Annotated in this window: 22 protein-coding genes and 2 tRNA genes; 9 read left to right on the top strand and 15 right to left on the bottom strand. The window is 43.1% G+C overall.

Annotated elements, in window-relative coordinates; genetic code table 11:
• Positions 1 to 173: 173 nt before the first annotated feature.
• Genes rpoH through thiS form a run of 3 tightly spaced genes read left to right on the top strand, consistent with a single transcriptional unit; the run spans position 174 to position 1,688 of the window.
• On the top strand, positions 174 to 1,040 hold the full coding sequence (gene rpoH / locus AC2SLO_RS11750; RefSeq protein WP_486543747.1) for an RNA polymerase sigma factor RpoH: 867 nt from the start codon (positions 174 to 176) through the stop codon (positions 1,038 to 1,040).
• A gap of 38 nt (positions 1,041 to 1,078) precedes the next feature.
• On the top strand, positions 1,079 to 1,441 hold the full coding sequence (locus tag AC2SLO_RS11755; RefSeq protein ID WP_486543739.1) for a DUF423 domain-containing protein: 363 nt from the start codon (positions 1,079 to 1,081) through the stop codon (positions 1,439 to 1,441).
• A gap of 46 nt (positions 1,442 to 1,487) precedes the next feature.
• Entirely contained in the window at positions 1,488 to 1,688 is a 201-nt protein-coding gene (gene thiS, locus AC2SLO_RS11760) for a sulfur carrier protein ThiS (protein ID WP_486543738.1), read from the top strand.
• A gap of 134 nt (positions 1,689 to 1,822) precedes the next feature.
• Here thiS and hpf read toward each other — a convergent pair whose 3' ends face one another.
• Both hpf and AC2SLO_RS11770 read right to left on the bottom strand, forming a co-directional pair.
• A complete protein-coding gene (gene hpf / locus AC2SLO_RS11765; protein WP_486543737.1) occupies positions 1,823 to 2,221 on the bottom strand; it encodes a ribosome hibernation-promoting factor, HPF/YfiA family in 399 nt (132 codons plus the stop codon).
• A 422-nt stretch (positions 2,222 to 2,643) separates the two neighbouring features.
• Positions 2,644 to 4,380, bottom strand: a complete 1,737-nt coding sequence (locus AC2SLO_RS11770) for an RNA polymerase factor sigma-54 (protein ID WP_486543746.1) — start codon at positions 4,378 to 4,380, stop codon at positions 2,644 to 2,646.
• A 472-nt stretch (positions 4,381 to 4,852) separates the two neighbouring features.
• Here AC2SLO_RS11770 and AC2SLO_RS11775 point away from each other — a divergent pair, with 472 nt between their 5' ends.
• A complete protein-coding gene (locus tag AC2SLO_RS11775) occupies positions 4,853 to 5,758 on the top strand; it encodes a nitrilase-related carbon-nitrogen hydrolase (RefSeq protein ID WP_486543736.1) in 906 nt (301 codons plus the stop codon).
• Between the two features lie 73 nt (positions 5,759 to 5,831).
• Here the strand turns inward: AC2SLO_RS11775 and AC2SLO_RS11780 are convergent, their stop codons facing one another.
• The 4 genes from AC2SLO_RS11780 to lptM all read right to left on the bottom strand — a co-directional run bounded on the left by AC2SLO_RS11780 (position 5,832) and on the right by lptM (position 9,796).
• Positions 5,832 to 6,848 (bottom strand): tyrosine recombinase XerC, encoded by a 1,017-nt coding sequence (locus AC2SLO_RS11780; RefSeq protein ID WP_486543735.1) that lies wholly within the window; start codon positions 6,846 to 6,848, stop codon positions 5,832 to 5,834.
• A gap of 12 nt (positions 6,849 to 6,860) precedes the next feature.
• Entirely contained in the window at positions 6,861 to 7,751 is an 891-nt protein-coding gene (dapF, locus tag AC2SLO_RS11785) for a diaminopimelate epimerase (protein WP_486543734.1), read from the bottom strand.
• A 380-nt stretch (positions 7,752 to 8,131) separates the two neighbouring features.
• Positions 8,132 to 9,472 carry a diaminopimelate decarboxylase gene (gene lysA, locus AC2SLO_RS11790; RefSeq protein WP_486543745.1) on the bottom strand — a complete coding sequence of 447 codons (1,341 nt, stop codon included), beginning with the start codon at positions 9,470 to 9,472 and terminating at the stop codon, positions 8,132 to 8,134.
• A 51-nt stretch (positions 9,473 to 9,523) separates the two neighbouring features.
• The gene (lptM, locus tag AC2SLO_RS11795; protein ID WP_486543733.1) at positions 9,524 to 9,796 is read right to left on the bottom strand and encodes an LPS translocon maturation chaperone LptM; all 273 of its coding nucleotides are present in this window, start codon (positions 9,794 to 9,796) and stop codon (positions 9,524 to 9,526) included.
• A 336-nt stretch (positions 9,797 to 10,132) separates the two neighbouring features.
• Between lptM and AC2SLO_RS11800 the strand changes: the two genes are divergently transcribed.
• From AC2SLO_RS11800 to AC2SLO_RS11820, 5 genes are all read left to right on the top strand, one after another.
• Entirely contained in the window at positions 10,133 to 11,335 is a 1,203-nt protein-coding gene (locus AC2SLO_RS11800; RefSeq protein WP_486543732.1) for an acetate/propionate family kinase, read from the top strand.
• Between the two features lie 161 nt (positions 11,336 to 11,496).
• Positions 11,497 to 13,644: a phosphate acetyltransferase gene (gene pta, locus AC2SLO_RS11805; RefSeq protein WP_486543731.1), complete on the top strand. Its 2,148-nt coding sequence runs from the start codon at positions 11,497 to 11,499 to the stop codon at positions 13,642 to 13,644.
• Positions 13,645 to 13,735: 91 nt separating this feature from the next.
• Positions 13,736 to 14,587, top strand: a complete 852-nt coding sequence (nadD, locus tag AC2SLO_RS11810; protein ID WP_486543730.1) for a nicotinate (nicotinamide) nucleotide adenylyltransferase — start codon at positions 13,736 to 13,738, stop codon at positions 14,585 to 14,587.
• Between the two features lie 225 nt (positions 14,588 to 14,812).
• The gene (rsfS, locus tag AC2SLO_RS11815; protein ID WP_486543744.1) at positions 14,813 to 15,187 is read left to right on the top strand and encodes a ribosome silencing factor; all 375 of its coding nucleotides are present in this window, start codon (positions 14,813 to 14,815) and stop codon (positions 15,185 to 15,187) included.
• 202 nt (positions 15,188 to 15,389) lie between these two features.
• Positions 15,390 to 16,124 carry a pantothenate kinase gene (locus tag AC2SLO_RS11820; RefSeq protein WP_486543729.1) on the top strand — a complete coding sequence of 245 codons (735 nt, stop codon included), beginning with the start codon at positions 15,390 to 15,392 and terminating at the stop codon, positions 16,122 to 16,124.
• A gap of 126 nt (positions 16,125 to 16,250) precedes the next feature.
• On the opposite strand, the gene AC2SLO_RS11825 is transcribed toward AC2SLO_RS11820, so the two are convergent.
• The 9 genes from AC2SLO_RS11825 to AC2SLO_RS11865 form a co-directional block, all read right to left on the bottom strand.
• Entirely contained in the window at positions 16,251 to 17,351 is a 1,101-nt protein-coding gene (locus tag AC2SLO_RS11825) for an alkene reductase (RefSeq protein ID WP_486543728.1), read from the bottom strand.
• A gap of 264 nt (positions 17,352 to 17,615) precedes the next feature.
• Entirely contained in the window at positions 17,616 to 18,107 is a 492-nt protein-coding gene (locus tag AC2SLO_RS11830) for a hemerythrin domain-containing protein (RefSeq protein WP_486543727.1), read from the bottom strand.
• Between the two features lie 237 nt (positions 18,108 to 18,344).
• Positions 18,345 to 19,010, bottom strand: coding sequence for an RDD family protein (locus AC2SLO_RS11835; RefSeq protein ID WP_486543726.1), 666 nt, complete (start codon positions 19,008 to 19,010; stop codon positions 18,345 to 18,347).
• Between the two features lie 296 nt (positions 19,011 to 19,306).
• A tRNA-Arg gene (locus AC2SLO_RS11840) sits at positions 19,307 to 19,383 on the bottom strand.
• Between the two features lie 162 nt (positions 19,384 to 19,545).
• Positions 19,546 to 19,635: transfer RNA gene (locus AC2SLO_RS11845), tRNA-Ser, on the bottom strand.
• A 242-nt stretch (positions 19,636 to 19,877) separates the two neighbouring features.
• The gene (locus AC2SLO_RS11850) at positions 19,878 to 20,447 is read right to left on the bottom strand and encodes a YggT family protein (RefSeq protein ID WP_495637078.1); all 570 of its coding nucleotides are present in this window, start codon (positions 20,445 to 20,447) and stop codon (positions 19,878 to 19,880) included.
• 163 nt (positions 20,448 to 20,610) lie between these two features.
• Positions 20,611 to 21,459 (bottom strand): pyrroline-5-carboxylate reductase, encoded by an 849-nt coding sequence (proC, locus tag AC2SLO_RS11855; protein ID WP_486543724.1) that lies wholly within the window; start codon positions 21,457 to 21,459, stop codon positions 20,611 to 20,613.
• A 140-nt stretch (positions 21,460 to 21,599) separates the two neighbouring features.
• A complete protein-coding gene (tilS, locus tag AC2SLO_RS11860) occupies positions 21,600 to 23,201 on the bottom strand; it encodes a tRNA lysidine(34) synthetase TilS (RefSeq protein WP_486543723.1) in 1,602 nt (533 codons plus the stop codon).
• Between the two features lie 170 nt (positions 23,202 to 23,371).
• Positions 23,372 to 24,358, bottom strand: a complete 987-nt coding sequence (locus AC2SLO_RS11865) for a formate dehydrogenase accessory sulfurtransferase FdhD (protein ID WP_486543722.1) — start codon at positions 24,356 to 24,358, stop codon at positions 23,372 to 23,374.
• Position 24,359: the final 1 nt, after the last annotated feature.

A 24,359-nucleotide genomic window follows, 5' to 3' on the forward strand; every position in this document is an offset into this window, starting at 1 on the left:
AGAAGACAGCAGTTGAAACACCTGAAGTAGAGCCAATCGATGTTGAGGCAGAAACGCTTCTGGATAATGACGAGCTGGATGAACTGACGCCTGATATTGATGAACCTGTTCAAGAAGTGACCCCTTGGGTGAGTGAGCATCCAAATACACGTACCCGTGATTTGGTGCCTACAATGCCGGTTAATTTATCGGCACCGGGCGTTAACTTGGGTGCATATATCAACTCAGTGCATCAGATTCCGATTTTAACCACAGAGCAAGAGCAAGAGCTTGCGCATCGTTATTATGATGATGGTGATGTCGAAGCGGCTCGTATGCTGGTTATGTCACACCTACGGTTTGTGATTCATATTGCGCGTAGTTATTCAGGATATGGTCTGCCACAAGCGGACTTAATCCAAGAGGGTAATTTAGGTCTTATGAAAGCGGTGAAGCGCTTTGATCCGAATAAAGGCGTACGTTTGGTGTCTTTTGCGGTACACTGGATTAAAGCGGAGATTCATGAGTTTGTGATTCGTAACTGGCGTATTGTCAAAGTTGCGACAACCAAGGCGCATCGTAAACTATTCTTCAATTTGCGCAGTCTTAAAAAGACCAACAATCAGCTTACCTTAGAGGAAGCCGATGCCATTGCGGCTGACCTAAATGTGACCCGTAAGCAGGTCTTAGAGATGGAATCCCGCCTGACCTCTTATGATGCGTCATTTGAAGCCCAATCTAGCGACGATGATGATGGCCATTATGCACCGCAGCTGTTTTTAGAGGACGGTGTTGATCCGGCTGAAATGGTTGAAGATGCCGACTGGGAAGAAAATAACACCAGTGCATTAATGGATGCAATGGATACGTTAGATGATCGCTCGCGCGATATTGTCGAGCAGCGCTGGCTATCTGAGCAAAAATCAACCTTACATGAGTTAGCAGCGGTTTATAACATCTCTGCTGAGCGTGTACGTCAGATTGAAAAAAATGCCATGGACAAAATTCGTGAGGCAATGACGATTGATAGCGTCATTATGCCAAATGAAGAGTCCTATTAATAGAATAATGCAGACTGATAATTACTGATGGTGAGTGTATGAACTGGATTGGTATTGCTGCTATTAACTTAGCGTTAGCTGTCGCACTTGGCGCCTTCGGTGCTCACGGTATCAAATCAATAGCTTCACCAGAGCAAATGGCATGGTGGCATACTGGCACGCAATATTTCTTCTATCACGCATTAGGCTTATTAATAGTCGGTATATTGGTGCGTTTGGGTTATACCACTCAAACCACTGCTTGGCTGCTACAGATTGGCGTAATTATATTCGCTGGTAGTTTATTTGCCATGACGTTAGGTGCCCCACGCTGGTTTGGTGCTATTACTCCTATTGGCGGCACATTAATGATTATCGGCTGGGTTTGGTTGGCAGTGACTGCGTTTAAGCACACCTCGTAATTTGTATCACTTTTTTTAATATTTGAAGGATAAGGCATTAAATCTCATGAAAACCATCACTGTTAATGGGAATACTCTCTCTACTGCGCAAACCTCTGTTAAGGCTGTACTTGATGAATTGGCGTTAAGCCAAGGTCGTTATGCGGTGGAAATTAACGGTGAATTGGTTCCTAAATCTGAGCTACCTTCCACTGAGATTGTTGAGGATATGGTTATTGAGGTGGTTCAAGCAGTTGGCGGCGGTTAAATAAATCCTTAACTAAATCTCAATCTCAAGTAAAAAAACTACTGAATAAAAAAAGGCCTCTATCTTAATGACAGAGGCCTTTTCTTATCTTTTTTATCTTGGAGGAAAAGATTCGTTAATGATAGAAGTATTAATTAATAAGCGAGTATTGAGCCTTCTGCAATATCGGCTTCAGGAACACGAGGCGTAAAGCGCTCTCTGCGTTTTGCTGAACGTGTTTTACGTTCCATACGGGTTTTATATTTGCGCACTTGGCGGTCTAATTTATCTGCCATTTCGTGGATGGCTTTGTACATATCATCATCATAAGACTGTACAAACATTTCTTGACCAGCCACTCGCAAAATCGCTTCTGCTTTATGGTTATTTTTACCGCTATGACTGATATCAGAATGATGGTTGTCTAACGATAGAATTACTTTAATGCTTTGAATTTGGTCAAAATGGCGCTCAACTTTAGAGAGCTTGTCCATAACCATGTCTTTCATCGCGTCGGTAACAGTAATGTGATGGCCATTGATTGAAATGTTCATAATACATACATCCTTCTTTAAGTTTGAGAAGCTGGGCTTACTCAAAGTGACTTGTCAGTTATACTAAGCCAGTGAACATACCTTTATTTTCCTTAGTATTTTCCTAAACGAAATCTCGGTATGATTTAAGTTTGAACCCTAATATCCCTATTAGGCATCCCTGCTAACAATGTCTGATTTAACCATTTGTGAGTTAAGCATTTATTGGGACATCTTTAATTTGACACGAAATAAGACAATGCGCAAGCGCTTAAATTGTAACTAAATATAAATATGTCAGCCAAACGTAATAAAACCATTTATAATCTGAAATTTTTTATTATTTTTAACCCAGAAAATACAATACAGAAACCTCCCTAACCCTCTATAAATAGAGCGTGTCTTATCATTAAAATTAGAGAATGACTTCTAAAACAGAAGGCTTAAAACTTCACCTTACGCTGTGTGGACGAAGCGATATTTAATGCTTCTCGGTATTTGGCGACGGTACGCCGTGCAATATCGATACCTTGAGCCTCTAAATACTGCTTAATCGCACTATCAGATAACGGCTTCTTAGGATCTTCTTTGTTAATCAACGCTTGAATCATGGCGCTAATGGCGGTTGATGAGATATCGCCCTTGTCGCTTGAAACATGAGATGAGAAGAAGTGCTTTAACGAAAATAGCCCTTGCGGGGTTAACATACTTTTGCTGGTAGTCAGGCGCGACACGGTTGATTCATGCAGTCCGACCGTATCTGCCACATCTTTTAAAATCATTGGTTTCATGGCGGTTGGACCGTCTAACAGAAATTGCTGCTGCAACTGCACGATACAGGTTGCCACTTTCAATAAGTTTTGATTGCGCTCCTCAATACTTCTGATAAACAGGCGCGCATCTATTAAATTATCACGCAAATAAACATTATCGGGACTGTCGTCCCCTCGCTTCACTAGACTGGCATATTGTTTGTTGATTCTAAGCTTAGGCAAGGTTTCTGGATTTAATTCCACTCGCCAGACAGGGTCGACACTGCCCTCTTGGTGTGTCATTTGTACTATCACATCCGGTATGTCATAGATTTCAGGCTTGCTGCCATACTCTGGCTGCGCCGTACTAAATGCCAAACCCGGTGCAGGATTCAGAGTCCTAATAAGCTCTAGGCACTGCCCTATCTCGCTGTTTTCAACACCCGTACGCTGTACCAGCTCTTTAATATTGTTATTGACCAATAGCTCATGCTCATCAAGCAGACGCAGCGCCTGCTCGCGATATGGGGTGTTTTTATCAAGACTACTTAGCTGAATTTGTAAGCTCTCTGCAAGATTACGCGCGCCAACACCAAGTGGCTCACAATTCTGGATAATCTTTAGGATATGCGTAATTTGCTCACGCTCTATTTTTTGCTCCCACTGATAAAAGCTTGCGGTTTCATCAAAGCTGTCCTTTAATTCATCAAGATCAATCTGAATAAACCCTGATTCATCCATCGCATCAATCAGATAATCGGCAATGAGAATATCTGTCTCTGAGAGATGGCTAAAGTTTAACTGCCAACGAATATGGTCTTGCAAGCTTACCGAGGTAGCACCTTGATAATCTGTCATACCTTGGGTATCAGGCGCGGCCAAGCTGGAAGAGGTATGGGTATACACATCCTCCCATTCGGTATCTATACTCAGCTCCCCTAGCATATTATCGGTCATACGCTCGCTACTGTCGGTCAGCTCATTCACAGATTGTTCATTAATGCTAACCGTCGCCTCTGAACTAAATTTTTGTGAAAACGAATCGCTGCTGAACTCGTCATAGGAGCTACTGTCATTAGAGTCATAATGGGTATCATCACTGCTGCCGAATAAATCGGCCGTATCATCGCTATTTTCTGCAAAGCTATCCCCATAACTATCGTTTTCATTATAAGGATCATAAGGATCTTCATCGCTGTCTTGGTCTCGCTCAATCCGTGTCAGCTCTTCAATACTATTAAAATCCTCAGCACTCACCTCATCTTCCTCCTCTACACGCTCAAGCAGAGGATTGCTATCAAGCCTCATCTGAACCTCTTGCTCAAGCTCAAGGCTGGAGAGTTGCAACAGCTTAATGGCTTGCTGCATTTGCGGCGTTAGCTTTTGCGAATTAGAAAGATTGACGCCTAAATTAAATGAAGGACTCATCATAAATATACTTTTGTTCCAGTTAGTTAAGAGCTTGCAAATGCTGAATATAAAGTAACAGTGGCGATTAATAGTTGGGCTGAAAAATGTCAGTCAAACCAATATTCTTAGCGGATATCATGGCACAAAGCCTACAGATAAGTGCTGACAAAGTTTGCCATGACCGCCTATAAAAAATACGCTAACACAGTCATTTAGTAAATATATTTTGATAAACAGACTGTTTAAGCGTATTTTTTAATCGGCCTATTTGGTAACGATGAGTATTAGATACCGCCATAGATAATTGATACACTAGGGCTATCTATAGTCAGCGAACGACTAAACAGTTACGGTGTTAACCTCGCTAAGCCTACATTTGTAGTACTTACGCTCGGTTTCGTTGGAACCCTTCCAGATTTCTCTGACTATAAATAAAATCATAAAAAAGCGTCACTTTGTAAATAACCTACTATCACTGGGTAAAATGATTATGACACAACCTCTTATTGGAAATGTGCAGTTAAACAGTCAGTTTGATATTGATGCGAACTTAGCGGTGATTCAGCAGTCTACTAATGCTGCAAAAGCCGCAGGCGTACATTTGCTTGTATTGCCGGAGAATGCATGCCGTATGGGCGGACAACGTGAGCTCAGTCAGCGGTTTGATGAGATATCAGACTGGTACGCTAATCTTGCCTATAAACATCAGATGTTTATCGTTTCTGGTACCATACCTTGTCCGTATCGTCCTGATGGGACGCCTGTTCCAGCAGGTCGTGTCAGACAAGTGAGTCAATTATTTGCACCTGATGGCAAGCGTGTGGCGCGTTATGACAAGATTCATTTGTTTAGAGCAGATGTCGCTGATGACACTGGCAGCTATGACGAATCACAGACATTTGAGCCCGGTGATACCACAGTTGTCGCTCAGTGTGATATGGGCAACTTGATAGGCGCTAATTCTAACGCTGACACGCCGAATGCAAAACAGGGTCTGCTTAATATTGGCATGATGGTTTGCTTTGACCTGCGCTTCCCGACTCTGGCTCAGCGTCTACGTCAAGCAGGCGCTGATATCTTGACTGCACCTTCTGCATTTACCTATCAGACCGGTAAAGCGCATTGGGAACTACTGCTAAAAGCACGCGGATTAGACTCTCAATGTCTAGTGGTCGGCTCAGCACAGGGCGGCACGCATCAACTGCCAGATGGGCAGCGTGAGACGTGGGGGCATAGCAGCATAAGCAACGCCAATGGCGAGCTTGTGATAGATACCGGTGTAAGCACGCTTGAAGAAGTCAACGGATTTAAACTTATCACCACGCCTTTTGATCAAAAACAACAAAACACATGGCGCAGCGATATGCCAACCAATCATTGCCATAGATTGGCTTAGGGTAGTATTAAATTAAACTAATTTAAAGAGTTTGGTTTATTTTTATACCTACAAAATAAAAAAAGACAGTAAGTTACTCGCTGTCTTTTTTGATTCTTGTGTGTACCGCTCTAGGATGTGCCTTATCATAGACTTGGGTCAGTTTGGCAAAGTCAACATGAGTGTAAATCTGGGTAGTGCTGATATCGCTGTGCCCAAGCATCTCTTGTACTGCACGCAAATCACCACTGCCAGATAGCATGTGAGAAGCAAAACAGTGACGTAATAAATGCGGGTACATATTTTGTGCAATACCGGCACGTTTGGCTGCCACCTTTAAGCGTTGTTGTACCGCTCTTGTGGTCAGCCGTGTGCCTAGCTTCTCGCTAATAAACAACGCCGTATCGCCTTGCTCCTCCCACAAATAGCGATGCGGCATATAAGTGGTAATGGCCTTTAACGCTTCGCGCCCTACAGGCACCAAGCGCGTTTTATTACCCTTACCCGTAACCCGTACTTCACCACGCTCACCGCTGGTATCAATACGCAAATCTGCTACATTTAGCCCAACCAATTCTCCAACCCGTAGTCCACTGCTATAAAGCAGCTCAAACATAGCTTTGTCACGTATCCAAAGCCGTGCCTGTTCTGCTCCCTCTGGCATCGGCTGCTCAAGAAGCTGAGCAATCAAATCGCCATCGGCAATACTGGGCAGCGGTCTGGGTGCACGCTTTAATTGATAGCCAGTAGTAGGGTTAATGCGCGCATGGCCTTGTTCAATCATCCAGCCATAAAAGTGACGAATAGCAGACAGCTCCTGCTGTACACTCGATATCGCAAGCGCATCAACGTCAAGGCGTTTACCAATATATTTAGATAACTGGCGTTTGTCACAGCGGGTCCATGTCAGCTTCGATTTTTCCAAAAAACAGGCAAGCTGATATAGCCCTGCATAATAGGCATCAATCGTATGCTCAGATAACTGACGAACCGTAAGCTCACCAAGCCACTGCTCAACAGGCGCAAGCAGTGCTTCTAACTCAGACGAGATGGCCTGTTGCTCGTCAACGTCATTGACCTCTTCATTGACCACTACTTTGGCTGTAGACATGGCTATGAACAGTTATTGAGATTGAGCGTCATGCTTAAAACCGGCTTGCGCCATGATACCATCTGGACTAAAGACGCCTTCATAAACAAAGGCTGTTGGGCCAGTCATCATCACAGAATAACCTGGCGACCAACGAATTAATAAGCTACCGCCATAAAGCTGTGCTCTAATTTCTTCACCTTCATCAAGCCAGCCTTCACGAATACCAGTGGCCACAGCGGCACACGCACCGGTACCACATGCTTGCGTTTCACCAACGCCGCGCTCATAAACACGCAAGCGGATATGACGCTGATTCATCACCTGCATAAAGCCAACATTGACACGCTCTGGAAAAGCCGGATGTGATTCAATGGCTTTACCCAGTTTCTCAACATCAGCGGTCAAGATATCATCGACCTTAATCACTGCATGCGGGTTACCCATATTGGCCACATACAACTGAACCGGTGTACCTTCTACGTCTAGATGATAGGCATTTTGAATTTTAGTAATCGCTTTTGGCGTAAATGGAATCTCGGTAGGCTCGAAACGTGGCTTACCCATGTCTACTTCTACCCAGCCATAATTATCAGTAGATAAAGTCAGAATTCCTGACTTGGTCTCTACGCGAATACGCTGTTTAAATGACAGCTTGCGGGCTTGCACAAAGCGCGCAAAGCAGCGAGCACCATTACCGCACTGTTCAACTTCACTACCATCAGAGTTAAAAATACGATACCTAAAGTCCACATCAGGGCGCATCGGTGGTTCGACCACTAATAATTGGTCAAAGCCGACGCCTAAGTTGCGGTCAGCCAGTAGTGATATCAGCTCTGGGGTTAATTCCAAACGCTGCGTGACCAAGTCAATAACCATAAAGTCATTGCCTAGACCATGCATTTTTGTAAATTCTATAAGCATCGTGCTCTTCCTTAAATTTTATTTGTGTCCTATCTTACCACGCACATTATGACAATGATAATGCCTAATCACTGCAAAAGAACAAGTTAGGTTTGGTAGCGTTTAGGATACGCGACTAACCGCATCACTGTTGTGAACATCCCTTAAAATCACAAACAGCGCAGCGTGCTTGACAGTAATTTAGACAATAAAAAAACCTGCACTATAACTGCAGGTTCTTTATTCATTAATCAATACAGCTTTGACTGATAATTGGCTTTAAATTTTTTAATAGACATTAGGGTCTAATCAGTAATACTTATTCAAAGATTTAATCGTTAAAATCTGAATCATTTAAAGCCAAATCATTTGAAATTCAGTCACTTATCAAAGCCACCTTTCTAATTACCTTGCCAAAGCGATTCTGTTTCAAATAACTGCTCAATAGTTTCGCGTTGACGGACGAGTTGATGTATCTCACCGGATACCATGACTTCTGCAGGACGCGGGCGCGAGTTATAGTTGCTCGCCATCACAAAACCATACGCACCGGCACCGGTTATCGCTAACACATCGCCGACCGCTAATGATAGCAGACGTTTTTTGGCTAAGAAGTCACCGGTTTCACAAATCGCACCCACAATATCCCAGCTCGCTTCATTATCACTATCTGCTGCACACTGTGCTGGAATAACTGCCATTTCTGCTTGATATAATGCCGGACGAATTAAGTCATTCATCGCCGCATCAACAATGGCAAAGTTTTTGTGCTCGGTAGGTTTTAATACCTCAACTGAGGTCAATAATACACCGGCATTAGCAACAATACTACGGCCTGGCTCAAAGAATACCTTTAAGCCCAATTGCTGTAATTTTGGCAATAACGCAGCAGCAAACTCACTAACCTTCGCTACTTCCTCATCGATATATAATACACCTAGACCACCGCCTAAATCGACGTGTTCTAGCTCAATAGCGACTGATTTTAATGACTCAATCAGTTCAACCACTTTGTCTAAAGCGTCAACAAAAGGATCAATCTCGGTTAATTGTGAGCCAATATGACAATCAATACCGACAATGTTCAATCCCTCTAAACTATTAGCGTATTGATACGCTTCGATGGCGATGTCATGGCTAATACCAAACTTATTGTCTTTAAGACCCGTTGAGATATAAGGATGGGTTTTTGCATCAACATCTGGATTTACACGGATAGAGATTGGCGCTTTAACATTCATATCCAAAGCAATGCGGTTAATTGTATCAAGCTCGCTCATCGACTCAACATTAAAGCAGCCAATACCCGCCTCTAGGCCGGCTTTGATATCGGAGACGCTTTTACCCACACCAGAGAACACAACCTTTTTAGGGTCTGCGCCCACCGCCATCACGCGAGCCAGCTCCCCTGCTGATACCAAATCAAAGCCTGCACCCGCTTTCGCTAATACGTCTAATACAGCTAGGTTTGAATTGGCTTTAACCGCAAAACACACTTGATGCTCAATATCGGCAAAGCTGTCACTATAGGCATTATAAGCATCTAAGATCGCCTTTTTTGAGTACACATATAAAGGCGTGCCATAGTGCTCAACCAACGTAGCTACTGGAGTCGATTCAATAGCCAGTGTGCCTTGCTGATAATTTAAAGACGGCAGCTTTTGTACAAAAGCTTCTGGCTCAATGCGCAGGCCGGTATCAGTGTGTTGTATGTCAGAAGAGGGGGTTTGTGTGTTGCTCATCATTTGGGGGTATCCAAGTAGAGTAATAAATATGAATAAAGAAGATAGGGATTAATAGTCTTGTGGGTCTTCAGAGATGTCAGGACCTTTGATGGGTTCTTTTGACGACTGTGAATCAGCTTTGTTGGCTTTATGTAGAATAAAATCTGTATTGCTCGGCGCCTCATCTGGCATATACAAGGCACCTTTTTGTCCGCAGCCTGTCAGCATCACGCCTGCGAAAATGACGCTTAATACGGTGATTAATGGACGATTTCTGTGTTTAGCTGTCAAAAGAGTGCCGCCCTGAGGCTTTGATAAATAACGATAGAGAAGGTTTGGCATGCAAGGCTTCCTGTGTGTTGAAAAATAGCGACCATCTATCTACAGATATAAGTGTCAGTTATGTTAACAAACTTCTTAAAGTTTGCCTAAAGGCATTTATGGTTTGGTGCGTATTTTTGATGAATAATTTGAATAATTTAGAGAAATAAGCAGTTAATTTTCAAGTGTATTTTTGAGTCTAACCCCTGTTTTTCAAATTAATCTGGGCTATACTAAATAAGCACAACCCATAATAAAATAATCTTATTAAACATCCGCTGAGATGTCTTGTGCAACATTATGATTAATATTTTATATGTTGTTTCTATTTATCACTTTTCTTTGTAAGGATACATAATGAGCAATTCGATTATCACAAAACCCACTTTAGTCGTTAATTGTGGTTCTTCTTCTATCAAATACGCCCTAATCAGTGAAGACAATCAGCAACGTATCACAGGGCTTGCAGAAAATTTAGGGTTAGATAACGCACGCATTGTTCACAAAAACCTAGCCGGTGAAAAAAACGAAGTCAGTATCCCAGGCGCCAACCATAAAGCCGCTTTGGTCAAAATCATGGACCTATTGGGCGACCAATCACCTATCGCAGTAGGCCACCGCGTGGTACATGGCGGCCGTGAATTTAGTTCTGCAGAAAAAGTAACTCCGCATGTTATCGCCGAAGTTAGACGTCTAAAAGCCTTAGCACCTCTGCACAACCCTGCTAACGCCACCGGTATTGAAGCGGTTCAAGCGATTCATCCAGAGCTACCACAAGTCGTGGTCTTTGATACCGCATTTCACCAAACTATGCCACCAAAAGCATTCCGTTATGCCATTCCAAAAGAGATGTATGAAAAAGACTTCATCCGCCGCTATGGCTTCCACGGTACCTCGCATGCTTATTTATCAAACCGCGCCAGCTCATTAACCAAAGCCAAAGGCCCACACGGCTGGCTGATTGCTCATTTGGGTAACGGCAGCTCAGCAACGGCTGTTTATGATGGCAAAAGCCTAGACACCAGCATGGGGCTTACTCCCCTTGAAGGTCTGATGATGGGCACCCGCTCTGGCGATGTTGACCCAAGCTTACATATTCATTTAAAACGCACATTGGGCTTAAGCCTAGAGCAAATCGATACAATTTTAAACAAAGAAAGTGGTTTACTCGGTGTTTCTGGTGTCTCTAATGACATGCGCACTGTTGAATCTATTGCCAATGATGACAAGCATCCACATCAAGCTGATGCCAAACTGGCGGTTGAGATGTTCTGCTACCGCGCCGGCAAATACCTAGCGTCCTTATCATGTGCGCTACCTGAGCTTACCGGTATCATCTTCTCAGGCGGTATTGGTGAAAACTCAGCCACGATTCGTTCGCGTATTCTTGAGGTCATGCGCCACTTTGATTTGGGCGTGGATCAAGAAAAGAATACCAATTTATATGGCGGTGCTGAAGACAGCTTCCATAACGAATCAAGCAAATATGAGCTATGGGTTATCCCAACTGATGAAGAATTCCAGATTGCTGAAGAAACTAGGGAAGTACTAGGTCTGTAAAAATAACCCTCTATAATAGTTAGCGTCTTTTACAAGTAAACATCTATAACATGCGCTTGTATAGCAGGCGCTTCTATAACATGAGTCTCCCTAACAATGGGCTTCTATAAAAACTACTGCAAAAACTTAAAATAATATAATGAACTAATAAGGATTCGTTTATGCAAACTATTTTGCTAGTTCCTACTGGCCGGGGTATTGGTTTAACTTCTGCAGGTCTGGGTCTAATCAAAGCCTTGGACTATTTGGGCATGAAGGCAGGATTCATTAAACCTTTTTTGCAAGATGATTCGCATGATTCACAGCACACTTTAGACAGTTCGAGCGATCTAGTGCGTTTAGCATTTGATCTCGATCCTCCAAAGTCTATCCCACGCGAGCGTGTAGAGCGCATGATGAACGCGGGTAATGTCGATGACTTGATGGAAGAAGTGGTCAAAAAATACGATAAATTAAATGGCGATTATGACGTCGTCATCTGCGAAGGGTTGGTCCCTACTGAAGAAGTCAGCTATGCTTCTCAAGTTAACTTTGCATTGGCGACCGCCTTAGATGCCAAGGTTATTTTTGTCAGTATGGCGGATCTGGATAACCCCAAACAGTTGGCTGATAAATTAGATGTCCATGCCCGTATCTTCGGTGGGTTAACTGGTGAGCGTACTCTAGGCAGTATCTTAATGCGTGCTAAGAACGTGCCAAATACCTTTGAAACCCAACCTGTTGCACCGGGTGAAGCTACTCTTGAGTTGGATGAAAATTTCATTAAGGCCATGCAATCGCACTCACCTAGTTTTGCTACTGAAAACTATCACCTAATTGGGGTGGTGCCTTTTAGTAACAGCTTGTCCGTTCCTCGTACATGGGATATTGCACAAGAATTAAATGCCACTTGGCTAAATGAAGGAGAAGCTAAACAGCGCCGAATACTAAAAACCAGCTTAACTGCTCGTACCATCTCAAGGGTAGGCGAAATCTTCACTCGTGGCACTTTGGTGGTTACGCCAGGCGATCGGGATGATTTATTATTAGCCACAGCGCTGGCGAGTATCAATGGCATCCCAATGGCCGGTATCATATTAACCGGAGGCATTGTGCCTAATGACACTGTAATTGAACTGTGTAAACCTGCTTTAAAGACAGGCTTGCCGGTTATGAGTGTGGATACCAACAGTCTGGAAACGGTTACAAACTTATCCACCATCAGCAATGAGATACCCAAAGACGATTTGGAACGTGCAGAAACAGTCACTCGTTTTGTAGCGGCTCATCTTGATTTAGATTGGTTGAAATCCTATTTTGAACGTGATTACACTCCGCGTCTATCGCCATCCGCTTTCCGCCATCAAGTGGTCAAAAAAGCTCAACAAGATAAAAGACGTGTGGTATTACCAGAAGGTGAAGAGCCACGGACAATTGAAGCTGCTGCGATTTGTCAGAGCCGCGGCATCGCCCAATGTGTGCTGCTTGGTAACGCGGAAGAGATAGCACTGGTAGCTAAGAACCGTGGGGTTGAGCTGCCAGAGGATATCGAGATCATAGATCCTGCCAAAATCAAACTTGATAAATATATCGAAGCTTTTGTCGAAAGACGTAAAGGGAAAGCCACTACAGACCAAGCGGCCGCTCAGCTACAAGATAACGTGGTTCTTGGTACCACCATGCTACACTTAAATGAAGTAGATGGTCTGGTATCAGGTGCGATTCATACCACAGCAAACACAGTTCGCCCAGCCTTCCAGTTGATTAAAACTGCACCGCAATATTCGTTAGTCTCGTCTATCTTCTTTATGCTATTGCCTGAACAAGTGGTGGTCTACGGTGACTGTGCGATTAATCCGGACCCAGACGCGCAGCAGCTTGCAGAGATTGCGATTCAATCAGCCGCCTCGGCCAAAGCGTTCGGTATTGAGCCAAAAGTGGCCATGATTAGTTACTCAACAGGCGCATCAGGTACAGGTGCCGATGTTGAAAAAGTGAAAGAAGCGACACGTATTGTGCGTGAACGTGCGCCTAATTTAATGGTTGATGGTCCATTACAATATGACGCAGCATCTGTGTTAAGTGTGGGTAAGCAAAAAGCACCAGACTCACCTGTCGCGGGTCAAGCAAACGTCTTTATCTTCCCTGATCTAAATACGGGTAACACTACCTATAAAGCCGTACAGCGTAGCGCAAATGTAGTGAGTGTTGGCCCAATGCTACAAGGCTTGAACAAACCTGTGAACGATTTATCACGCGGTGCATTGGTTGACGATATCGTATACACCATTGCTCTGACTGCTATTCAAGCAAGCAGCCCTGATGTCTAACGGGTTTATTAATAGCAGTATTTAAAGCTGGTATATCCTGCTTGAATCAATAAAAGATAAAATGGCCAGCAGTTACTGTTGGCCATTTTATTTGAAGTTTAAAGCTCTAAAAGCGGTTATCAATCAATTATTCTTGGAAATTGTATTAATGAGCGTCAATAATTCAAATCTGTCACCGCCTGTGCAATCAAATGCACTAGATGAAAAACTTGTGAAAACGGATACCACAGTTAATAACATTGATATCATTTCGTCCATACAGGTGTATCTGGGCGGCTCATTCGACCCCATTCATAACAGCCATATTGCTATGCTTACCCACGTTTATTATCAACTAGCAACGGAGACATCTGTTACTAATGTGCAGGCGTATTTTATGCCCACGCCGCGCTCCCCTCTAAAGACAAAAAGTACAGAACCGCAGCACCGATTAAACATGCTAAAGCTTGCCATTAGTCAACTGATAAAAAATCTTGAGCCACAACACCGCTCAGCATTTAAGGTATCTGAGTATGAGATTTGGCAAACACCGCCTACCTATACCATTGATACGCTGCAATATTTACGTCAAATTACTCCCACAGATAGTCTGATCTTTATCGTTGGTGCAGATAATATTGCCAGCCTATCAAAATGGCGTGATGCGGATAAATTAATAGATTATGCTCACCTATGGGTGATACCTCGTGACCAATTACAATCAAAACAAGCGATTGCTGACTTATTACCTGAAAAATTAAAATCGGCTGTGGTGTCTTCAAGTACAGACTTGAAATATGCCACCCACGGCTGCATCTATATAGATGCGCACAGTGTCAAACCCATATCTAGTAGCGGTATTCGTGATGCATTGATGCAGGCTCAGACAGATATCGTAAAATCTACTTTGCCACACCCTGTTTATTCGTATATCATGAAAAATAATTTATACGACGCCAATTGAGTTAATGACTGTCAGAGACTCGCAACTTCATTGCTACAAACCTCTATATTGCCCCTAAATCACTAACCAATAAGTCGTATGCCAAATTTATGACGGCGCTGATTATCCAAATCGGCACGCACCCAAATACTTGAACACCCTTTTTGATGAACGGGCTTAGCCCACATCAAAAAGACAACTTCCTATAGGAAAATTATGACGATAGAAATGACACAAAAAGCACCAATGAGCGACGAGCGACTACAGTTTTGTCTTGATATGGTTCAAAAAGCACTAACTGAAGTAAAAGCCAAAAACATTACCGTAATGGATGTTTCTGAATTGACAGACGTTATGGAATATATGGTTATCGCAGAAGGTACCTCAAAGCGTCATGTTAATGCGCTTGCTGATCAATTAGGCGCGACGGCTAAAAAAGAAGGCTTTATGCCACTTGGCCGTGAAGGCGAAAAAGACAGCGATTGGACTTTGGTTGACTTAGGCGGCGTGATTGTTCATATCATGACCCGTCAGGCCCGTGAGTTCTATGACCTAGAAGGCCTATGGTCATCACCTGAAGAGCTTAAAAAGTTGGTTGCTCGTGATTTAAGCGAACGCTAAGATGGATTAGCTTCTGTTAAATACGCTCCAAAAAAGAAGACGCCAGATAGGCGTCTTCTTTTTTATGTCATATGAAAGACTACTTCATTTTACAGTTCAGCAACTTTAAAATGTTGTGGGAGAATTTAAAATCGCTACTACATAATTTTGGGTACAGTAGCAGTATGCCTATTTATTTAACTTATCAATTGGGAGCGGATACATGGCAAAGCTATGGCTCGATTTAGGCAACACCCGCCTTAAATACTGGCTGACCGATGACATAGGTCAAATCATTACCTGTGATGCCAAACAGCATTTACAGGCCCCTGCCGAGCTACTCATTGGCTTGACCGATCGCTTTGCCAACCTTGCGCCTGAGTTTATCGGCGTCTCCTCAGTACTTGGGCAGCAGGTCAATGCTCAAGTGGCAGAGTCATTAGCAACTTTATGCGTGCCTTTTGAGTTTGTACATGTTGATGCTCAGCACCCCCTACTCACCAGTGACTATGATGCCAATCAATTAGGCGTTGACCGCTGGCTACAAATATTAGGCGCAGTCGACAGCAAAAAGCATCAATGTATCGTCGGCTGCGGTACTGCATTGACCATCGACTTAACCGATCATGCGCATCATATTGGTGGCTATATTTTCCCCAGTATTTATTTGCAGCGTGAGGCGTTATTCTCTGGTACTAAGCAAATTAGCATCGTTGCAGGTACTTTTGATAGCATTACTCAAGGTACCACCACCGCAGATGCAGTACACCGTGGTATTTTATTATCCATTGTGGGCGCTATTAATGAAATCGCTCGCTGCAATCCCAACTACGAGTTTATCTTAACTGGTGGCGATGCCTCTATCCTAGCGCAGCATATCGTTCAGCCAATTCATATTAGCGAGAACTTATTATTAAATGGCTTGATGCGCTATTTCGAGCAGCACCCTTCTAGCTAACCATTAATGTCGTCTATTTAATAAATACTGTTTGAACTAAAAACGCCATGCTAATTAGCATGGCGTTTTTTTGACTTAATAAATGAGAATAATTCGACAGTCATTATTTTTACTAGCGACTGAGCCTTATTCACTCATAAAAGGATAATCGGTATATCCCTCTGCACCGCCGCCATAGAAGCTTTCAGGGCGTTGCTCGTTAAACTTAACGCCTTTTTGAATACGCTCAGCCAAATCTGGGTTGGCAATATAGTCACGACCAAAGGCCACGGCATCGATATAACCTTCGCTGATGTTTCGCTCTGCTTTATCTGCAGTATAACCACCAGCAGCGATGATCGTATTGGTAAAGGCTTGACGCAATTTGGCTCTAAAGTCATCTGAGTAAGGAGTGCCACCTGCCCAATCTGGCTCAGATAAGTGTAAGTACATCAGGCCATGCTTGTTGATTTGCTCAACCAACCAAACGGCTTCGTCTTCATTGTAGCCGGCTTCGACATTATTGAACGTACCAAGTGGCGAAATACGGATACCGACGTGATCCTTGTCCCATGCTGAAACACAAGCATCAATCACCTCTAGCATCAAACGCGCACGGTTTTCACGGCTGCCACCATAGTTATCGGTACGCTTGTTGGTGTGTTCTGCCCAGAATTGGTGTAATAAATAACCATGTGCGCCATGGATTTCTACACCATCAAAGCCTGCTTCTTTGGCATTTTTTGTGGCCTGAGCGAAGTCAGCAATGACTTGCTTGATTTCTTCTTCAGTAGCTGGACGCGGCTTGGTCGCCTCAACACGAATCGGATTGTGATGGTTATCACGTAACGTGGTGCGGACACCCACCTCAACATCAGACGCTGAAATAGGTGCTTTGCCCTCTGGCTGAACACTGTCATGCGAGACCAGACCAGTATGCCACAGCTGCAGCACAATTTTACCACCTTTGGCATGTACCGCATCAGTGACTACTTTCCACGCTATTATTTGGTCTTGTGTGTGCACGCCAGGTGCGCCAGCATAGCCTTTTGCTTGAAACGATACCTGAGTCGCTTCAGCAATAATTAGACCAGCACCAGTACGCTGTGAGTAGTATTCAGCAGCTAAAGCAGTTGGTACATCGCCAGGCTCTACAGCACGTAGACGGGTTAACGGTGCCATAAAGATTCTATTTTTCAAGGTATTTGCACCAACAGTAATCGATTCGAATAATTTTTCGTGTGCCATGATTGATTCCTCTGTATTTGCGGGAACTATAAAAAGCTATAAATCCAAAATTTAGAATTTAGATAGGCCCTATTATGAAGAAGTTTTCTAAAAATCAAAGTGCAATTAGACCGGTCGTTACAATTTATTATAAACAGACAATAAAAAACCCACAGCAGTGGGTTTTTTATTGATAGCTAATCATAAAAAAAAATAGCGAGCTAAATTCACATGAGATTTAAATCGCTATTTTATACTTTACTGTATTTTCTATTGCCTAACTTATTAGGCTTCATGGTTCTTAAGAAACTCATCATGCTCTACTTGATACAAGGCACCCAATCGCTGCTGCAAATCATCATCTAAAATACGGCGTGCTTCTTTAAAGAACTTATTTTCTTCTTCTTGTAAGTGATGACGCACCTTTTCAATTAAATCTTCACAAGTCGTATCCCACGTCTCTTCACTGATTCGGCCATCATCCATAGTGCCCATTAACTCATCCATTTCGTGATGCTCAGTAATCGCATGACGCGACAAATCAAGGCCGTCGTCATGCTGCATCACTGGGATGTACAAATGACGTTCTTCCGCAGCAGCATGTGCTTGTAGCTCAAGCTTTAATTCTTCATAGATAGATTGGCATTTTTTATGATCTTTTTCGCTCTCAAGCTTATCACATAGGTCACGCTGCTTATCGTGTTGGGTGATTAATGCGGTGAAAATATCTGCATCTAGATTCACATTATCTTGTTTATTTTCGTTTTGTTTACTCATGACTCTCTCCTCTAATAACTCTCAAATTAACTCTCAATTAAATCAATACGGTGTTATTAGATTATTATAAGGCTACAGCAGGTCCAATACTGTCATGCTTCCCATATATTTTGTGTGGGCATGTGAATAACGCAAGCCATTCTTATTTGGGAATGGCTTGCGTTGGCGACTTTCTATACCGATAGATTAGAGAAGCATGTTAAGTGATTGAGATTTAAGCTATAGATTTAGCTCAATCTACTTTTTCTTGCGAAGCGATTTAAGTAGGCTTTGATGATGAATCTTCGGCATTTTTAAAGTCACCGTATTTGATAGCATGTCATGTACTGCAAGGCCACGGCTATTAAATAGGCAAAATACGTAATTAAAAATCAAACCAAAAAAGGCACTGGCCAACATCGCGCTACGTGAGCCATGAAATAAGTAGCCAATTAGACCACAGAGCAGCGGCACTACACAGGCGGCCAAAATACGCTGCATCGTCTTTGACCAGGTTAATAACTGGCCATTGCTATCAACTGTTTTTAAGCGCCATGTCTGCATGCCTAGCGTCTGTCCAGCCCGGCGCCAAAACAAACCATAAAAGCCAATCAAAGTTAAAATAAAGGCCGGCGTTAATACTAAGTTTTGATACCACTGAGGCAGAGTTTGTGCCTCATCTGAGGTCACGCCCGTCTCCATCGTCATCATAGTACCGAGTACGGTCAATACCGTACCCACCAAAAACAGCAACGCTAAAATCAGCATACCGTCATAGACAATCGCGATAACACGAGTACTGGCTCTAGCAATTTCCGGCTCACCAGAGATACTAACCCCTTCGATACCAGTCGGGCGCAGTGATGATTGATTGGTATTATTGGCAGTGGCTTTGGGACGACGCGATAGCTTGTTTTTAGACATGACGATACAGACAACCTGATATTGGCAAACACATGATAAAGATGATGTATTGTAGCGTATTTTAGCCGAACTGACAGACAATACCCGTTATAAGCTTGTCTATCATTGAAGAAGCAAAATAGACAGATAATAAAAACAATATTTGAATAGCGAACTACGAGAGAAGATAAACTAAATATAGAGTAGATTGCGAGCAGGAGGGTAAGGAGAGTATAAGAGGTGCCGCACGTATTTACAAAACACACAGGCATAAAAAAAACCGCCATTCATGGGCGATTAATTTGATATAGGTTAGATGGTGCGCCTTGAGAGATTCGAACTCCCGACCCCTTAGTTCGTAGCCAAGTGCTCTATCCAGCTGAGCTAAAGGCGCATATTATCTGATGATAATGTCTAACTTATTCTGTTAAGAAGCAATGTTGGTTGCCGTTAACAGGATGACTATTATAGTCATATAATTTTAGTAGTCAATATTTTTTTTAATTATTTTCGAAGTTATCTGATTGAAAATCACTTCGAGATTAATCAATAAAAATGGCGGTGAAGGAGGGATTCGAACCCTCGATACGCGTTAACGTATACACCCTTAGCAGGGGTGCGGTTTCAGCCACTCACCCACTTCACCGTAACTGCTAAAATCACAACTTTTGGTAGTTATCTCTAGGAGCTAGTTACCTCATGTTGTGGGCGAGTATTATATCAAACTAAAATGAGTTTGCAAGCCGGATTTCGTAGTTTATTGAAATTAGTACAAATCACTGCTTATTTAGGCTCTATTCTTCAACTTTAGCAATACTCGTTTTCTACAAAAACCTGCTATTCAATAGCCTAGTGCAAATTATTATAAATAATTGACTAATAAATCGATTAACCCAGCATCGGCAATAAGTTACGCGCGATAATATTCACAAAGATCTCAATCAATAATAGACCAAAGATAGCAATCATCGGTGACAAATCAAGCATACCTAGATTTGGGGTAATACGGCGAAATGGCGCTAAGATTGGTTCGGCCATTTGGACAATAATCGCCATCATTGGATGCATCTTTTGGGTAAACATCACAATCCAGCTAATAATAATAGAGCCGATAATTAAATAACGCGCCACCCTCAAGAAGCTTAAAATCAAATCTAAGGTTCCAGTAAAAAACAGTTTAATAGGCGAATAGCCATAGCCTAATAATGCCGCATTTCCTGAAATATCAATCAGCTTTAACAAAAATAAAAGTACGATTGCCGCTAAGCTTACTCGTCCATCCCCTACAGTAGGGAATATACGCCCAAACACATCAACAATGCTGGTAACTCTATAGGCAGGCTCAACTAATGGGTTGTTGCGCTCAAAGCCTGCGAACTGCAACATAAAACGAATGAAAATAAGCAACATAGCAAAGCTTATTATCATGTTAAATAAGGGGATTAAAGAACTAGTCATTCAACATACTCTTACTCATGTGACTTTTAGGGGCGATTTATCAACAAATATCTCATCGACTGATAAACATACAAGCGTATTGTACACTAAGCAGACAACGGGCGTTATCTGCTTAGCTGATGTCAAAAGGTTATTGTTAAAATAAACAGTTTGATGTGGGGTGTTACTGACCGAGCTCTTTGCTAATCTCTTCACTGCGGTCGTAGCATGCTTGCATCGCTTTTTTCATAATTTGACCCAAGTCATCTTTTTGTAGTGATTCTACAGCCGCTTGAGTCGTACCATTTGGTGAGGTCACTTTACGGCGAAGCTCAGCTGGTGTTTCATCACTGGCAATGGCCATTTGTGCCGCGCCCAGTGCGGTTTGCATCGCTAATGCAGCGGCTTGCTTTTCATCCAAACCAAGCTCAACACCAGCACTAATCATTGACTCAATCATATAGAAGAAGTACGCAGGCGCTGACCCTGAAACGGCGGTCACTGCGTGTAACTGCTCCTCACTATCTACCCAACTAATAAGACCAGACGCTGCCATCACAGCACCGGCAAGCTGTTTGTCAGTCTCGTTAATGGCGTCAGTGGCATAAAGACCAGTTGCGCCTTTTTGAATCATCGCTGGGGTGTTTGGCATAGCACGGACGATGTTTTGATAACCGCCTAACATTTTGCTTAAGCTATCGGTTGATAAACCGGCAGCAACAGAGATAACCAACTGGTTATCAAGCACATCAGCAAAATCTGCCACAACTTTACTCATTACTTGTGGTTTCACTGCCAATACCACCACATCAGCGGTCTGAACCGCTATCTGTGAATTGTCCGTTTCTGTATTGCCAGTCGGGTCTACGGTGTTAATACTCTGGCTTTTTAAGTTATCGCGAATATCTGCTGATGGATCAGCAACCGTAATATCATTTGGCTTAATACCACGGCCGATTAGACCACTAATCAGTGCCTGAGCCATGTTGCCGCCGCCAATAAAGCTAATTTTTTTACCTTTAAGTTGTGACATCTTCCACTCCTTTTAATGAATACGAATACAGTCGTTTATTATTTTAAGTGAGACTAGGCTGCTGAATAGTCAGCCTTTTGTGGTCATGAGGGTTAGTGTATCACAACACTTTGCCGGTTATGTTGCTGCAATCAGCGCATTTATCGAGTGACGCTCAGTAGATGATTGGTAGTTATATCCTTTAATGGATTTACCAAAGGACTCTCTAAAAGGGTAATCGCATCAGCAGTAACAATAAATAAAGGCATGTCTACTATAGAAGTAGTGCCATCATCTGCAACTAAATTAAGCGAGCATAATGCGACGGATTGACGCATAAAGCTAGGCTGATTTAAAGCCTGAAGTAGCTTCTTACCTGATTTACGCCCTGACCGTCCTGCCAGCGATACCTTTAAATTGCGGGGCAATGGCTCAAACTTTAGTGTCACTTTTTGAATAGTTGATGGTGACAGCTGATTTATAGGGCTTACTGTATTAAAAGCCTCAAATACAGCAGCTGCTAATGGCTGAATACCCTGCAGCCTCCAATGAATATCTAAGTGCCTATTAGCTGACTTTAAACCAATATCGTTGGGGGTATTTTCAATATTATTTTTATTAAGGTCGATATGTTGGGTATCAGGTGGGACTTGCAGCCAATCAATATACGGGCTACGTAGGCGATATAGCTTATGTTGGTAACGACGAATTTCATATTGAAATGCGCCACTGTCCCAATACAAACTGGTTTGATGATCTGTATTATTACGCGCACTCAACACTAACACGTCATCAACCAGACGCTTCGATGGTGGCAGCTCTGTCTGGGTTGGCGACAGCCAAGCATGCATTAATGCCGACTGCTGAGCACTAGATAAATAGTGTAATCGCTCAATGTCTAGCACTCCCTGACAATCATCTTCAGTAAGACAAACCGCTTGTAAATCTGTCTGTACCTGCTTACTAACAATGCCGCTGGCATCTTGAAGCAATTGACTACTACGAGAGATTGACGCATTCGCCTGAGGATAACGCTGCAAAATCCGTGGCATTAACACGCTACGCAGCCATGCTCTGTCATTGAGTGCCTCATCATTTATATCATCTATGCTACTAGCTTGCTCTAAATCATGACCCACATTGGTCGGGTCATCGATATAGTCTAACTGCTGCAAATGAGCATAATCTGTAATCTGTGTGCGGCTGACGGTTAACCAAGGTCGCCACAAATAAACGCCTTTGGTAGTGCAAGACCGATGACCTATATTATTATTGGCCATACTCGTTGTCGCAGATTTATAACGCCATGCCTGCATACCGCTAAGCCCTGTCACCCCTGCCCCGTTAAATAAGCGCATCAGCACGGTCTCTACCTGATCATCTTGATGATGACCTAATAGCAATACGTCATCGTTATTCATAACATCCATCATAGCTGCATAACGTGCTTGCCGTGCTGCCTGCTCTGTTTTTTCAGTCAACTGCAGGGACAAAACTGTATATGGCATCTTTGCTTGTCGCGACCAATGCTCAACTTGCTGCGCCCAAGCACTATTAGCCTCCTGCATGCCATGATTTACATGAAGCAGCTGCGGCAAAAAAGGCAGTTGACCAGTATCGAACAACTGACGGCAAACCAATGCTAAGCTGAGCGAATCACGTCCACCACTACATGCTAGCCATATCCGCTTACCGTTTAAATGATCGGCATACTGTTGAAAACTGTTAAGCAAAGCTTGGAATAAAGCATCTGTAGCGGTCATATAAAGAGTATCGTTAACAAATAAGAGACTAAAATAAAGAGGGAAAAAGGAGTGCGCTTATAGATTATCGTGTGATAAATAAGAGAAAAGCACAAGCAGCATTGGATAAGGATAAATGTTAGCCATGACCAACAAAATTATTCTAGAAAAACGGTGTTTCTAACAGACAGCTAATTAGAATAATAAGTCACTCTATTGTCTCTTAAGAATCCTGCGAGTCCCAACCCATAACGCTGTGCCACACGTACCGCAGTACTGGTCGGAGCCGACATCCCCACCAGCCAAGGCAGCTTGCAGCGTACTGCCTTTTGTACCAGCTCAATAGACAGCCTTGAGGTCATAACCACACAATCAACATCAGCCTGATGGCGTAATTGCCAGCCGATTAGTTTATCTAACGCATTGTGGCGACCAACATCCTCGAACAGATACAGTTGACCTTGATACGACGTAGCCGCCGCATGCACTGCACCGGTCAATTGATGAGTAACTTGAGCCGCATCTATTTGATGACGTATGCTCAATAGCTGCCCAAGAGACGGCCTGTTAGTTATCGGATTTTTATAGTCGCTTAAATCGGGCAATGCTTGACTCAGCCCTGTCATACCACACATACCGCAGCCAGTACGGCCGGCTAACTGTCGACGCTGTGCCTGAATCCGTTGATGGCTGCGCTGATTTAAAGTCAGCTCTACCACATAGGCATCATAATCCTGCAATTGCTGTTGCAGCCTCTCAAGCGTTTCAAGCGTCGATGACTCTTCCACGCTGCCACCACTAAATTTCTGCAAATCCAAAGCACTCGTTATGTGAGTAATCTCCCAATCAAGCAAGTCTCGGCTGTGTTGAATCAACCCTTCACTAAACAAGAACCCTAATGCAAGGTACTCAAGCTCACTGGGGCTAGCCATTAATACCGCATAATGAATGCCATTAATCACAATAGCAACGGCCGCTTCTACCGCCAATGTTTCTGACAAACAAGCCGCATCAAATGGACTTTGATTGTGATTAATATCATTTAAAGCCAAGCCATCTTGCCGATAATAGTCACGCTGAGTCACATGCGTGCGTGCCAACGGTGTCTGCTGCTGATTTAAAGCATCAACACTCATCGGCTCATCACAAACAGGCTCTTCTTTAATAGCAGCTATCATT

The organism is Psychrobacter sp. CX14 (assembly GCF_057396205.2).

What these genes read in the sequence shown, in the direction of transcription:
- AC2SLO_RS11820 (WP_486543729.1), top strand. Translation starts at nt 15,390, where the DNA reads ATGGCAAAGCTATGGCTCGATTTAGGCAACACCCGCCTTAAATACTGG.
- hpf (WP_486543737.1), bottom strand. Translation starts at nt 2,221, where the DNA reads ATGAACATTTCAATCAATGGCCATCACATTACTGTTACCGACGCGATG.
- thiS (WP_486543738.1), top strand. Translation starts at nt 1,488, where the DNA reads ATGAAAACCATCACTGTTAATGGGAATACTCTCTCTACTGCGCAAACC.
- AC2SLO_RS11850 (WP_495637078.1), bottom strand. Translation starts at nt 20,447, where the DNA reads ATGACTAGTTCTTTAATCCCCTTATTTAACATGATAATAAGCTTTGCT.
- AC2SLO_RS11835 (WP_486543726.1), bottom strand. Translation starts at nt 19,010, where the DNA reads ATGTCTAAAAACAAGCTATCGCGTCGTCCCAAAGCCACTGCCAATAAT.
- tilS (WP_486543723.1), bottom strand. Translation starts at nt 23,201, where the DNA reads ATGACCGCTACAGATGCTTTATTCCAAGCTTTGCTTAACAGTTTTCAA.
- dapF (WP_486543734.1), bottom strand. Translation starts at nt 7,751, where the DNA reads ATGCTTATAGAATTTACAAAAATGCATGGTCTAGGCAATGACTTTATG.
- AC2SLO_RS11830 (WP_486543727.1), bottom strand. Translation starts at nt 18,107, where the DNA reads ATGAGTAAACAAAACGAAAATAAACAAGATAATGTGAATCTAGATGCA.
- rsfS (WP_486543744.1), top strand. Translation starts at nt 14,813, where the DNA reads ATGAGCGACGAGCGACTACAGTTTTGTCTTGATATGGTTCAAAAAGCA.
- AC2SLO_RS11865 (WP_486543722.1), bottom strand. Translation starts at nt 24,358, where the DNA reads ATGATAGCTGCTATTAAAGAAGAGCCTGTTTGTGATGAGCCGATGAGT.
- AC2SLO_RS11780 (WP_486543735.1), bottom strand. Translation starts at nt 6,848, where the DNA reads ATGTCTACAGCCAAAGTAGTGGTCAATGAAGAGGTCAATGACGTTGAC.
- AC2SLO_RS11825 (WP_486543728.1), bottom strand. Translation starts at nt 17,351, where the DNA reads ATGGCACACGAAAAATTATTCGAATCGATTACTGTTGGTGCAAATACC.
- pta (WP_486543731.1), top strand. Translation starts at nt 11,497, where the DNA reads ATGCAAACTATTTTGCTAGTTCCTACTGGCCGGGGTATTGGTTTAACT.
- AC2SLO_RS11755 (WP_486543739.1), top strand. Translation starts at nt 1,079, where the DNA reads ATGAACTGGATTGGTATTGCTGCTATTAACTTAGCGTTAGCTGTCGCA.
- lptM (WP_486543733.1), bottom strand. Translation starts at nt 9,796, where the DNA reads ATGCCAAACCTTCTCTATCGTTATTTATCAAAGCCTCAGGGCGGCACT.
- AC2SLO_RS11770 (WP_486543746.1), bottom strand. Translation starts at nt 4,380, where the DNA reads ATGAGTCCTTCATTTAATTTAGGCGTCAATCTTTCTAATTCGCAAAAG.
- AC2SLO_RS11800 (WP_486543732.1), top strand. Translation starts at nt 10,133, where the DNA reads ATGAGCAATTCGATTATCACAAAACCCACTTTAGTCGTTAATTGTGGT.
- lysA (WP_486543745.1), bottom strand. Translation starts at nt 9,472, where the DNA reads ATGAGCAACACACAAACCCCCTCTTCTGACATACAACACACTGATACC.
- AC2SLO_RS11775 (WP_486543736.1), top strand. Translation starts at nt 4,853, where the DNA reads ATGACACAACCTCTTATTGGAAATGTGCAGTTAAACAGTCAGTTTGAT.
- proC (WP_486543724.1), bottom strand. Translation starts at nt 21,459, where the DNA reads ATGTCACAACTTAAAGGTAAAAAAATTAGCTTTATTGGCGGCGGCAAC.
- rpoH (WP_486543747.1), top strand. Translation starts at nt 174, where the DNA reads ATGCCGGTTAATTTATCGGCACCGGGCGTTAACTTGGGTGCATATATC.